The organism is Leisingera sp. ANG-S5, assembly GCF_000813925.1.
Lineage (GTDB): Bacteria > Pseudomonadota > Alphaproteobacteria > Rhodobacterales > Rhodobacteraceae > Leisingera.
Map to the genome: position 1 here is coordinate 51274 of NZ_JWLH01000001.1, position 12746 is coordinate 64019.

12 protein-coding genes are annotated in these 12746 nt (G+C 61.0%); 8 read left to right on the forward strand and 4 right to left on the reverse strand.

The features are described from left to right. Positions 1-13: 13 nt before the first annotated feature. On the reverse strand, positions 14-580 hold the full coding sequence (locus RA25_RS00270) for a cupin domain-containing protein (protein ID WP_052254122.1): 567 nt from the start codon (positions 578-580) through the stop codon (positions 14-16). A 144-nt stretch (positions 581-724) separates the two neighbouring features. Here RA25_RS00270 and RA25_RS00275 point away from each other — a divergent pair, with 144 nt between their 5' ends. From RA25_RS00275 to RA25_RS00305, 7 genes are all read left to right on the forward strand, one after another. Then, on the forward strand, positions 725-2047 hold the full coding sequence (locus RA25_RS00275) for an aspartate aminotransferase family protein (RefSeq protein WP_039169330.1): 1323 nt from the start codon (positions 725-727) through the stop codon (positions 2045-2047). Between the two features lie 32 nt (positions 2048-2079). After that, the gene (locus RA25_RS00280; protein WP_039169333.1) at positions 2080-3591 is read left to right on the forward strand and encodes a CoA-acylating methylmalonate-semialdehyde dehydrogenase; all 1512 of its coding nucleotides are present in this window, start codon (positions 2080-2082) and stop codon (positions 3589-3591) included. Between the two features lie 25 nt (positions 3592-3616). Then, positions 3617-4732: an alanine dehydrogenase gene (ald, locus tag RA25_RS00285; RefSeq protein WP_039151405.1), complete on the forward strand. Its 1116-nt coding sequence runs from the start codon at positions 3617-3619 to the stop codon at positions 4730-4732. Between the two features lie 69 nt (positions 4733-4801). Then, positions 4802-5809, forward strand: a complete 1008-nt coding sequence (gene dctP, locus RA25_RS00290) for a TRAP transporter substrate-binding protein DctP (protein ID WP_039169336.1) — start codon at positions 4802-4804, stop codon at positions 5807-5809. A gap of 191 nt (positions 5810-6000) precedes the next feature. Further along, entirely contained in the window at positions 6001-6492 is a 492-nt protein-coding gene (locus RA25_RS00295; protein ID WP_237754578.1) for a TRAP transporter small permease subunit, read from the forward strand. Next, complete coding sequence (locus tag RA25_RS00300) at positions 6489-7781, forward strand: TRAP transporter large permease (protein WP_039169339.1); 1293 nt, start codon at positions 6489-6491, stop codon at positions 7779-7781. The genes RA25_RS00295 and RA25_RS00300 overlap by 4 nt, the downstream gene beginning before the upstream one ends. A gap of 114 nt (positions 7782-7895) precedes the next feature. Next, positions 7896-8306, forward strand: a complete 411-nt coding sequence (locus RA25_RS00305) for a universal stress protein (protein WP_019296090.1) — start codon at positions 7896-7898, stop codon at positions 8304-8306. Between the two features lie 507 nt (positions 8307-8813). Here the strand turns inward: RA25_RS00305 and RA25_RS00310 are convergent. After that, positions 8814-9410 (reverse strand): GcrA family cell cycle regulator, encoded by a 597-nt coding sequence (locus RA25_RS00310; protein ID WP_019296091.1) that lies wholly within the window; start codon positions 9408-9410, stop codon positions 8814-8816. Positions 9411-9569: 159 nt separating this feature from the next. Here RA25_RS00310 and RA25_RS00315 point away from each other — a divergent pair, with 159 nt between their 5' ends. Continuing rightward, complete coding sequence (locus RA25_RS00315; protein WP_039169342.1) at positions 9570-10382, forward strand: ABC transporter permease; 813 nt, start codon at positions 9570-9572, stop codon at positions 10380-10382. Positions 10383-10387: 5 nt separating this feature from the next. Here the strand turns inward: RA25_RS00315 and RA25_RS00320 are convergent, their stop codons facing one another. After that, complete coding sequence (locus tag RA25_RS00320) at positions 10388-11626, reverse strand: MFS transporter (RefSeq protein ID WP_039169345.1); 1239 nt, start codon at positions 11624-11626, stop codon at positions 10388-10390. 131 nt (positions 11627-11757) lie between these two features. After that, positions 11758-12669, reverse strand: coding sequence for a DMT family transporter (locus tag RA25_RS00325; RefSeq protein ID WP_039169349.1), 912 nt, complete (start codon positions 12667-12669; stop codon positions 11758-11760). Positions 12670-12746 lie beyond the last annotated feature (77 nt).

Here is a 12746-nt window from a genome sequence, read left to right on the forward strand (position 1 = left end):
CACCCGACCCGGCCTAGAACGATGAAGGCGTACACGCGCTGATGACTTTGCACACCTTGTCCCCGGCGTTGCGGAACCGGTGTGGCAGGATGCTGGAAAAGTAATAAGCGTCTCCTGGGCCTAGAATTCTGGATTGTCCATCTACTGTTACTTCCAGACGCCCCTCAATAACGACCGCACATTCTTCGCCCTCATGCGACAGGGCTCCACGGCCCGAGTCTGCACCGACACCGTACTCTTCAATCAGCATCTGCAGCTTTCGATTCCGCCGCTCACCTGCGACCAGCAGGTAGGATACGCCCGGCGACCCCAGGTCCCGCATACCGCTGTGAGGAAAGAAAAAGTTGTCCTCGTTCTTCAGTTCGAAGCTGAAGAAAAAACCCAGGTTAACATCAACACCTGCGAGAATTTTCTTGAGCAGAGCCACTGAAGGCTGGGTTGATCCGCTCTCGATCTGGGAAATCGTACCGCTTCCCACCCCCGCGCGCTTGGCCATCTCGCGTTGGCTGAGACCTTTTGAGGTTCGAATCAATCGCAGGCGTCTTGCGGTTTCCAGATCGGGTGCCGAAGAGTCGCCCATTGTGATTTCCTGCTTCTGATCGAAAGCACCTTAAGGCGGCCCGATCTGTTTTTCAATGACTTAGACATTCCTACAAAGCCGGGTGTGCGAAAGGGTGAAACTTTGCAAGTATCTCTCATCAAATAATAATCTGCCTTGCAAGGAATGGATATGCCCGTTCAGTCAAATACCATGTCGTCTTTCTGGATGCCGTTTTCGGCCAATCGTGATTTCCTTCGCGAGCCCCGCATGATCCAGTCTGCCGAAGGGATGTACTACACCAGCTCGGACGGCCGCCGGATTATGGACGGCACCGCGGGGTTGTGGTGCGTTAATGCAGGCCATCGTGATCCGCTCATTGTAGAGGCAGTGCAGAAGCAGGTTCACGAGCTGGACTATGCTCCGAATTTCCAGTTTGCCCACCCACAGGCGTTCGAGCTGGCGGGCAAGCTGACGGCGATGATGCCAGAGGGGATGAGCCATGCGTTCTTTACCAACTCGGGGTCTGAGTCGGTCGACACCGCGCTCAAGATTGCGCTGCATTACCACCGGATGCGCGGCGACAGCGCCCGCACACGTCTGATCGGGCGCGAACGCGGTTACCATGGCACCGGCTTCGGCGGCATCTCGGTCGGGGGCATCGTGAAAAACCGCATGCACTTCGGCACGCTCCTGACCGGAACCGATCACCTGCGTCATACTCATGATCTGGAAAAGAACGCATTCACCCGCGGCTGCCCCGCGCATGGCGCCGAACTGGCCGATGATCTGGAGCGCATCGTTGCGCTGCATGATGCCTCGACCATCGCGGCCGTCATCGTCGAGCCGATGGCAGGGTCCACCGGTGTGCTGCTGCCGCCCAAGGGGTATCTGCAACGGCTGCGCGAGATCTGTGACCGGCACGGCATCCTGCTGATCTTTGACGAGGTCATCACCGCGTTCGGCCGTCTGGGTGCGGCAACCGCGTCGGAATATTTCGGCGTTACGCCGGACATCATCACCACCGCCAAAGGGCTGACAAACGGCGTCATCCCGATGGGCGCGGTCATCGTGTCCGACGCGATCTACAATTCCGCCATGGAAAACGCCGACGCGCCGATCGAATTGTTCCACGGCTACACCTACTCGGCCAACCCGGTGTCCAGCGCAGCCGCACTGGCGGCGCTGGAAAGCTACGAACAGAACGACCTGTTCCGCCGCGCGGCGCTGCTGTCGCAACCGTGGGAGGATCAGCTCCACAGCCTGAGGGATCTGCCCAATGTCATCGACATCCGCAACCTTGGGCTGGTTGGTGCCATCGAGCTGGCCCCGCGCGAAGGCGCGCCGGGCGAGCGAGCCTATGAGGCGATGAAACGCGCCTGGGACGCTGGGATCATGATCCGGGTAACCGGCGACATCATCGCACTTTCTCCGCCGCTGATCATCTCGGAACCTGAAATCAACACGCTTGTTCAGACGCTTGGCGAAGTTCTGGCTGAGCTTCCGTGACCTTTCCCCTCTAAATCCAAAGGACTGCAATCATGAAAGATGCTGCCCCGATCGCTTCGATCGGCCACTATATCTGTGGCCAAAACACAGCTCCCGACGGCGAAACCACCCAGGCCGTCTACAACCCCGCAACCGGTGAACATACCGGCGATGTGTCCCTGGCAACCGTCGAAACCGTGAACGCTGCGGTTGTCGCGGCCAAGGCGGCCTTTCCTGCGTGGTCGAACACGCCGCCGATCCGCCGAGCCCGGCTGATGAACAATTTCCTGGCGCTGGTGCGTCAGCACAAGGACGACCTGGCCCGCGCCATCACTGTCGAACACGGCAAGGTCTTCACCGATGCCCAGGGCGAGGTCGAGCGCGGCATTGATATCATCGAGTTTGCCTGCGGCATCCCGCAGCTCCTTAAGGGTGATTACACGGAGCAGGTGTCCACCGGCATGGACAACTGGACCACACGCCAGGCCCTGGGCGTCGTGGCCGGGATCACGCCCTTCAATTTCCCGGTCATGGTGCCGATGTGGATGTTCCCGATCGCCATCGCCGCAGGCAATACCTTCATTCTGAAACCGTCGCCGACCGATCCTTCGGCTTCTCTGCTTTATGCGGATCTGATGAAGCAGGCAGGCTTCCCCGATGGCGTGTTCAACGTCGTTCAGGGCGACAAGGTTGCCGTGGATGCACTTTTGGAAAACGAAGACGTCAAGGCTGTGTCCTTTGTCGGCTCGACCCCGATTGCCAACTACATCTACGAAGTCGGCGCCCGCCACGGCAAGCGCGTCCAGGCCCTGGGCGGGGCCAAGAACCACATGCTGGTGATGCCTGATGCCGACATGAACAAGGCCGCCGACGCGTTGATCGGTGCAGCCTACGGTTCAGCCGGAGAGCGCTGCATGGCGATCTCGGTTGCGCTGCTGGTTGGCGATGCCGCGGACAAGCTGATGCCGGTTCTGAAAGAACGCGCCGAGACTCTGAAGATCAAGAACGGTCTCGAACTGGACGCAGAAATGGGCCCGATCGTCACCGCCGCCGCGCGCGACCGGATCAAGGGCTATATCGATAGCGGCGTCGAAGAAGGAGCTGACCTGCTGGTCGATGGCCGCGGCTACACCGTCGAAGGGCACGAAGGCGGCTATTTCCTGGGCGGCACCCTGTTCGACAACGTTACCCCGGAAATGAAGATCTACCGCGAAGAGATCTTTGGCCCGGTTCTGGCCTGTGTCCGCGTGCCGAACTTTGCCGAAGGCTTGCAGCTGATCAACGACCACGAGTTCGGCAACGGCGTGTCGCTGTTCACCCGGGACGGCAACGTCGCGCGTGAGTTCGGCAAACAGGTTCAGGTCGGCATGGTCGGCGTCAACGTTCCGATCCCGGTGCCGATGGCGTGGCATGGCTTCGGCGGCTGGAAAAAGAGCCTGTTCGGCGACATGCACGCCTATGGCGAAGAGGGCGTCCGTTTCTACACCAAGCAGAAATCCATCATGCAGCGCTGGCCTGAAAGCATCTCGGAAGGTGCTGAATTCGTTATGCCAACGGCCAAGTGAGCCTCTCTTTCCTGGAGTGAAGACAATGTACATCGGTGTACCCAAGGAAATCAAAAACCACGAATACCGCGTCGGGCTGACGCCCGAGAGCGTGGCTGAGCTGATCACGAACGGTCATGCGGTGCTGGTCGAAACCGGTGCGGGCCTGGGCATTGGCGCGGATGACGATGCTTATCGTGCTGCTGGTGCGGAGATCGCAACAAACGCAGCCGAGGTGTTTGCCCACGCCGAAATGATCGTGAAGGTGAAGGAGCCGCAAGCAGCGGAGCGTGCGATGCTGCGCGAGGGGCAGATCCTTTATACCTATCTGCATCTGGCGCCAGATCCGGACCAGACCAAAGATCTGGTGAACTCTGGCGCGGTCTGCATCGCTTATGAAACGGTAACGGACGATAGCGGCGGTCTGCCGCTCCTGAAGCCGATGAGCCAGGTTGCAGGCCGGATGTCGATCCAGGCCGGTGCTGGTGCCCTGGAAAAGGCCCAGGGCGGGCGCGGGGTTCTCCTGGGCGGTGTGCCTGGGGTAAAGCCCGGCAAGGTTGTTGTCATCGGCGGCGGTGTTGTCGGTTTCAACGCGGCGCAGATGGCCGTTGGCCTGCACGCTGACGTCACCATTCTGGACCGTAACCCGGCCGTTCTGGAAAAGCTCGAAAACCACTTTGAGGCATCCGCCAAGGTGGTTTACTCAACCCAGGCCGCGCTGGAGGAAGAGGTTTCCAATGCCGACCTCGTGATCGGGGCGGTTCTGATCCCCGGCGCCGCCGCACCCAAGCTTGTTTCGCGTGATCTGATTGCGAAAATGAAACCCGGTGCAGTGGTCGTGGATGTTGCCATTGACCAGGGCGGATGCTTTGCGACCTCCAAGGCAACGACACACGCAGACCCGACCTATGTCGTTGATGATGTTGTGCATTACTGCGTCGCCAATATGCCCGGCGCGGTGGCCCGGACTTCGACCTATGCGCTGAACAACGTGACCCTGCCGCATGCCATCGCCATTGCGAACAAGGGCTGGCAGCAAGCGCTGGCCGACAACCATCACCTGCTGAACGGCCTGAACGTGGCCTACGGCGAGGTGACCTGCAAGGCTGTGGCCGATGACCTCGGATACGGCTTCGAGGATCCCAGAAATTTGCTGACTTAAGCAAATCCGCGCCCGCAACAGCATGCCGCTGTGCGGGCGTTATTCGTCAAACAGGAGGAGAACTACCCGATGAGTTTCAACAAGATTACCAAAGGTCTGGCCGCTGGCGCGCTGAGCACTCTGATGTCGACCGCGGCTTTCGCCGAAGACATGACCCTGCGTTTCGCAGGCGTGTTCCCGATCGACCACCAGGGCACAAAAATGATGGAACAGGTTGCCGCAGATGTTGCAGCAGCCGATGTTGGCCTGAAGATCGACGTGTTCCCTGCAAACCAGCTCGGTTCCGGTGAAGCCTTGTTCGAAGATGTCGCCCGCGGCAACATCGATCTGGCTTCGGCTTTTATCTACGCCGACACCGATCCGCGCCTTGAGTTCCTGTCCATGCCGTTCCTGCTTGGAGGATGGGATGACATGGAAAATACGCTGCTCAACATGGATTCCGAGTTCAACACCATCCTGCAGGAGATCACCGACGAATACGGCGTCCGGGTGATGGCTCAGAACCCTGAAGGGTTCATCGGCATCGTTGCTTCGCAAGAGCCCCAGAACTGGAGCAGCTTTGAAGACAAAGGCATGAACATTCGTGTCTGGTCGTCCAGCGTTGTGAAGTCGATGGTTGAAGAACTGGGCTACCAGGCAACAACCATGGCATGGGGGGACATCTTCCCGGCGCTTCAAGCCGGTATCGTCGATGGTGCGATCTGCTGCACCAAAACCGCGACCTACTCCATCTTCGCCAAGTCGGATGTCGGTACCCACTTCGTCGAGTACAACTCGATCTCCGAACTGACAACGTTCTATGCATCGCAGCGGACGCTGGACAAGCTGAACGACGCACAGCGTGAAGCGTTGCAGGCGGCCCTGACCAAAGCGTCGAATGATTTCTTTAGCTACAACCGAGAGAATGACGAGGTTTTCGGTCAGAAACTGCTTGAAAAGGGCTACACCATCCTTCGCCTGAGCGATGAAGAACAGGCTGCGATGGCCGCACATGTTCAGGAAACGGTCTGGCCGCAGATGGCAAAAAGCGTTGGTCAGGACATCATCGACCGCCTGCTGGCAGCCAAGAACAACTGATCAGGAAAAGGGCCGGCAGACCAGCTGGCCCTTTTTTGTTCTTGAGCAAAACAATGGGAGGGAGAAAGATGTCCGTTTCGGTAAGCGAACAACCACCAGCCGCCGGGAACGAAGTTCACGGCATTCGGAACAAAATAACCGACGAATTGCCGGCCATCATTGGCTACCCGATGAAGGCGATCGCATTTCTCATGAGACAGATTGTAATGGTGTCAGGGTTCCTGATGGCATTCACCTTTGGCGCGGTTGTTGTCATCAGATACGGCTTTGGCGGCGATCTTTTCGCCTACGAAGAATGGCTGTTGGGCATTAGCATCGTGGGCTTCTTTGCAGGCGCTGTTCTGGCCTCTGCGCGCAATCTGCATATCAACGCGGATATTCTGGGCATCGTCATCCAAAACCCGCGGATGATCTGGTGGCGCGGGTTCATCGTGCTGACGGTCGAGCTGCTGGTGATCCTGTTTCTCATGTACGCGTGCTATGTCTCGCTGCTTGACGACTTCTCGTTCCCGCGGCTGCGCGCAACCCCTGTGCTGCGCATCCCCTTTGTCACCTGGCGGATCGGAATCATGATCGCCTTTGGCTTCATGGCGATGTTCACCACTGCCTATCTCTACGTGCATATCCGTCAGGGTCTCGGTCTCCCGCTCAAATCAGCTGCTGCCAAGGAGGCTGCAAAATGATCATCACCGGTAGTCTTCTTATCGTCTGCGCCATGCTGCTTCTTGGGGTCAGCGTTTTTGTGGCCTTCGGGGCCGTCCTGATTTTCATTGCCATGGTCGGTGATCAATCGATCACAGGGTACTTGCCGACGGGGTCCACGGGAATCCGGTCACTGGTTCTGCTGGCCATCCCGCTCTTCATGATTGCGGGTGGCATCATGGAAAAAGGGCGGATCGCGGCGCCTCTGGTTTCACTCGCCGAAATGTTCATTGGCCATATCAAGGGCGGGCTGAGCGCTGCGGGCGTCCTGGCCTGCGGGGTCTTTGGCTCGATTTCCGGCAGCGCCAACGCCACCCTGACCTGCATCGGCGGCATCATGATGCCGCACCTGAAAAAGGCCAACTATCCCGGCGGGCAGTCCGCCGCTCTGATCGTGGCGGCAAGCCCTCTGGGCCTTCTAATCCCGCCAAGCTCGTCGCACATCCTGTATGGCTGGGTGGCACAGCAGCACGTGCTGAAATGTTTTCTGTCCACCGTGATCCCCGCGTTCATCCTGATCACACTGCTGATTGTCGTGAACCAGTTCATGCTGCGTAAATACGATGGCATCAACCTGACAGAACGCCCCAAGCCCTTTCTGCCCACCTTTGGCCGCCAGGCGCGCCTGGCGGGACCTGCGCTGATGATGCCGCTGATCATTCTGGGAGGGATCTACGGCGGTATCATGACCCCGACCGAAGCCGCCGGCATCGCCGTGGTCTATTCGATCCCGATTGCGATCTACTTCTACCGCGGCCTGACCTGGAAAACGCTGGCCCAGACCATCCAGAATTCCGGCGTCACAATCGGCGTGGTGATGGTCATGATCTTCATGGTTCTGATCGTGTCGGACAACCTGATCTCGCAGGGCGCACCGCAACTGGCCAAAGATCTTGTTTATTCCGTATCTGACAACCCGATTGTGATCCTGCTGATGATCAACATCGTGATGATCCTGATCGGGATGCTGATGGATGATATCTCTGGCCTGCTTCTGGCGACCCCGATCCTGTTGCCCATCGCGCAGAGCACCGGAATGGACCCGATCCATTTTGCTGCCGTGATCGGCGTGAACCTGGGCATGGCGAACATCACACCACCCACGGCGCCGCTTCTCTATCTTGGTGCCCAGGTCTGTGACGAACCGGTCTCGCGCATGCTGTGGCCGACGCTGATCTTTATCATCTTCGCCTGGCTGCCGACGCTGATGCTGACGACCTTTGTCCCGGAACTGGCGCTCTTCCTGCCCGACCTCCTGCTCAGCAAATAAGGGGGCCACCTATTCCTGCGCCCCCCGGACCGGGGGCGTTCCCCTGCCGGCGGCGGATGCCGGACAGGCAGCCGCGAACCTTCAGCCCCAGAAACTGAACACAAGAGGAACACCATGTATAGCAACATACTCGTAGCGCTGTCCCTGGAACATGGCATCAGCGAACAGGCACTCTCCACAGCACGTGCCCTCCTGTCCGAGGGTGGAAAGATCACCGCAGCCCATATTCACGAGCCGCCGAACAAGCAGATCATGTATTACATGGAGCAAAATGTTGTCGAAAAATCCTACCAGAAAGCCCAGGCAAGCCTGGCTGACCGGTTGCAGGGTGAAGCGGGTGTGAACTCCGTCATTCTGGAAAGCCAGTCAGCGGGCCGAGCGATAACGGAATATGCCAACAAACACAAAATCGACTGTATCGTCCTTGCCTCGCACAAACCGGGGATGAAGGAGTTCTTTTTGGGCTCGACCGCCGCGCTGGTCGTCCGCCACGCTCATTGTTCGGTTCATGTCCTCCGCCTGTAACGGCTTATAACGGCCGCTGATCGAACAGCCAGCCCTGTGCAAATGGTTTGCAGTCAAAGCAGGGTTGGAGCATTTCTTAATTATGCCGATTGGACTAATTGGCTGCCACCTGACTTGGGACAGCTAGATAGAGGGCGTGTTTGCGACGCCCTCCAGCGCGCATTCCGGAACCCTTGCATGGCGGGTTCGCAATGTTCTGCCCATTCTTTAAGGATTGGCCGTAATGAGAGCACCTGATCCGGCCATAAGCGTATGAGCAGCGAATTCAGCCTCCGCGCCGCATAAGTGTTATCCAACCCGATGAATTGACATGCCTGCTCTCTAAGCAACGCGGACACAGCCCGATGTTTGGCTGATGTTTGGGTTGCGTGGGGGATATCTGCCGCTAGATGCTCTTGCGACAGCTGAACGCCTTTTGCCACGTAGCACTAATTGCCAAAAGGCGGGCCTCAAAAAGAAAAGCCCCGGACGCAATGCCGGGGCCAAATTCACTAAAGCGGCCAAGCCTCAGCGGCGGCGGTCGCGGCGCGAGGACATCGGCTGGAAGGCCACGCCCACATGCGCCTCGCAGTAGGGCTTGCCTTGCTGCGCGGGCAGGCCGCAGAACCAGAAGTCCTCGGTCGCCGGGTCGCCCACCGGCCATTTGCAGGTGCGCTCGGTCAGCTCCATCAGGCCCAGCTTTTTGGCCTTCTTCTCGATCTCGTTGACCTTGGCCAGCGCCTCGGGGCTGATTTCATTGGCGGAGGGCTGCGGCGGCAGCGGCTGGCCGGCCGGGATGATCTGGCGGCGGGCCGGGGTTGCGGGCTTGGCGTCCGCGGAGGGCTGGGCCGCGGCCGGGCGGGCCGGTTCGGTCTTGGGCTGCGGCTTGGGCTTGGCGGCAGCCGCAGGTTTCGGCGCGGCGGCTGCAGGGGCGGCTGCCGGCTTTTCCTTCGGCTCCGCCGCCTTGGATCCGCCGCTGTTGCGGTTGGACAGGCCGAGGCGGTGCACCTTGCCAATGACGGCGTTGCGGGTGACGCCGCCCAGTTCCTTGGCGATCTGGCTGGCCGATTGGCCCTCGCCCCACATTTTCTTGAGCAGTTCGACGCGCTCGTCTGTCCAGGACATCTGTTGCCTTTCCAAGCTAATAGCGGCCCCAGGGGTTCTGCGGCCGCCATCATATTCCGTGTGATCCCCTATTCTAATCACTGCGGGCGGAGTTACAAGGCATCTTGCGCCCATTGGCCCAGCCGTTATGCAGTCGGGCAAGGAAATGCAGGGGGCAGCATGGCAGAGCAGGGCTATCAGGTGGAATTGGGCGCGCGCCGGTTCGGGCGGGTGAACTGGCTGGGGCTCAAGGCGCTGGCATGGCGCGAGGTGAAGCGGTTCCTGGCGGTCTGGACCCAGACCCTGCTGGCGCCGCTGGTGACCGCGGCGCTGTTCCTGATGATCTTCAACATCGCGATCGGTCCGAAGCGCGGCGATGTGATGGGGGTGCCCTTCCTGACCTTCCTGGCACCGGGCATCATGATGATGACGGTGATCCAGAACGCCTTTGCAAATACCTCATCCTCCATCGTAATTGCCAAGGTGCAGGGCAATATCGTCGACACCCTGATGCCGCCCTTGTCGGGGCTAGAGATCCTGCTGGGCTATCTGGCAGGCGCGGTGGCGCGCGGCACGCTGGTGGCGCTGGGCATCGGGCTGGGGCTGATGGCGGTGCTGCAGATCGTGCCCGCGCACCCGCTGGTGGCACTGGTGTTCATCGTGCTGGGGGCGGCGTTCCTGGGGGGCTTAGGCATCGTCGCCGGCGTGTTCGCGGACAAGTTCGACCAGATGGCGGCGATTACCAATTTCATCGTGACGCCCTTGGCGTTCCTCTCGGGCACCTTTTATTCGGTCGAGGCGCTGCCGCCGGTGCTGAAAGTCATCTCGCATCTGAACCCGGTGTTCTACCTGATCGACGGGGTGCGATTCGGGGTGATCGGCACCTCCGACAGCCCGCCCTTGCTTGGTCTGGCGGTGTGCAGCGGCGCCACCTTTGCGGTCTGTCTGCTGGCCTGGGTGATGCTGCGCACCGGCTACCGGCTGAAGCCCTGACGCTGTTATTCCGCGGGCAACGGGTCTTCCGCTGACGGGGCTGACGCCTTCGTGCGTCCCAGCCGCGGATGCAGCTTTCCCGCCAACAGCGCGGCATAAGCCGCAGCTGCGGCGCCAGCGGCAAAGATCCCGGCCAGCGGCGACACCATCAGCACCAGCCAGGCCGCCCCCGGCGTCAGGATGCCAGAGATATCCCGGTAGCTGGAGTAGACCGCCGACATCTCGGTCCGTTCGGAGGGTTTCACCGCCATCAGGAACGGCAGCCCGCCGCAGATGTCCAGCAGGATCAGCGCGGCGGACCCCGCCATCAGCAGGCCGACCGCAACATCTGGCCAGCCCTGCAACGCTGCGGCACCGCCGAAACACAGGGCGACGATCAGAAAACCGGTGCGCACCGCCAGCCGGATCGAATGCTGCTGCACCCAGCGCTGCAGCAGCGGCGCGCCGAACAGGCAGGCGTTGGTCACGGACAAGAGGATGCCGCCCAGTTCCTGCCCCAGCCCTTTTTCAATGGCAAAGATCGGCAGGTAGACCACGTAGATCCACCAGCCGGCCGACCGGATCACCGCAAACAGAAAGCCGGTGATCAGCCGCGGCTGCTCCAGAAAGCGCGGCAGGTACTTCAGCGGGCTGGAGGCCGGGCCGCGGGCGCGGGCGATCTGCTTGCCGTTGCCCATCCGCATCCACCAGAAGGCGGCCAGCATCAGGAGCGCCGCAGCACCGGAAATCAGGAACGGGGCAGGCGGCCACCAATCCAGCAGCAGCACCCCCGCCATTGGCCCGGCGGTCCAGCCCAGGGCTGAATAGAACATCCGTGAGGTCTCGCATTTGCCCAGTTCGACCCGGGAAATGTAGTCGAGTACATAGGCGTTGAAGCAGATGAAGGTGGTGACCGCCGCCACGGTGTTGAGCGCCAGCGCCGCCAGCACCGAACCCGGGCTGCCTTCGATCGCCAGCGCTGCCGAGGCCACGAACATCGCCGCGCCCAGGGAATAGGCCCAGCGGCGCGGCACCAGCCGCACCAGTGCGGGCACCATCAGCCCCGCGAGCAGCGAAAGGATACCCACCGCGAAATAGGAGGCCGAGACCAGCCCGGCATCCCCCAGCGCCAGGTACATGATCAGCGGAAAGACTGAGATCAGCGTGCCGCGCACCACCGCCTCCAGCCCCGCCAGGATGCCGAAATCCCGGACCGAGGGCACCGGCGCGTGGCGCAGCCATTCTGGGATTCGCCGCTCGTGCATGGGTATTCTCCTGTCCTGTTACAGAGCAGGGTGCCGTGCCGGGCAGGCGGAAATTGCCGGTTTTCGACCTCGGCGTCGTCACAGGGCCAGTGAATGGAAAAAACTTTTTGTGAGGCCGGTTCCGGTGCGGGTTATTTCCCGGCCGCCGCTGCGCGGCCTGCAGGCGGGCGCACCCGGCCCTCGCGCCAGGCCAGAATGGCGGCCCCCGCCAGGATGATGCAGGCGCCAAGGAAGGAGATGGCATCCGGCACCACGCCAAAGCCGAGGAAATCGTAAAGCGCAGCAAACACCAGCGTGGCATAGCTGAACGGCGCCACAAAGGACGCATCGGCCCGCGCCATCCCGTTGATGAAACAGGCCTGCGCGCAGGCCATCAGCAGCCCCAGCGCCGCCAATGCGCCCCATTGCCCGGTGCTCGGCATTTGCCAGACCGGCAGCACCGCGCAGCTGGCAATCATCATGCCCAAGAGGTTGTTGAACCACAGCACTTGCAACGGTCCCTCGCGGCCAGCGAGCTTCTTGATGAAAATCAGCTCCAGCCCCATCACCGCCGCCGCGCCCAGGGCCAGCAGCGCCGCGGGCTGGAAGCTGGCGGGCGTGGGGCGCAACAGAATCATCGCGCCGATCATCGCAACCAGCGCCGCGCCCCAGCGCCAGGGTCCGACCCGTTCCCCCAAGAGCGGGATCGCCAGCAGCATGCCGAAAACCGGGTTCAGGAAGGTGATCGCGGTGGCATCGGCCAGCGGGATATAGGCAACCGAGGCAAACATTAGCGTGACCCCGGCCCAGCCGAAGGAGGTGCGTCCGATGTGATAGCCCCAATGCGGGCGGATGAAGCGCGGGCGCAGGATCAGCACGGCGGTTGAAATGCCGATGAAGGCAAACAGGAAGCGCCCGTGGCTGATCTGCAGCGGATGCAGCGGTGCACCCAGCACATCTGTCCCCAATGACTTGGCCAGCAGAGTGGTGCCCGCAATGAAGGTGGTGGCCGCCAGGATCAGGGCAGCGGCCAGGGCGGGGTTCTGCGGGGTGTTGCGCGTCATGGCACCAGCGGTGCGGCAAGCCGCCGCGGGATGCAAGGGGAAAGGTTTCGGTCCCTGACGTATTCTGCGGGCGCGGC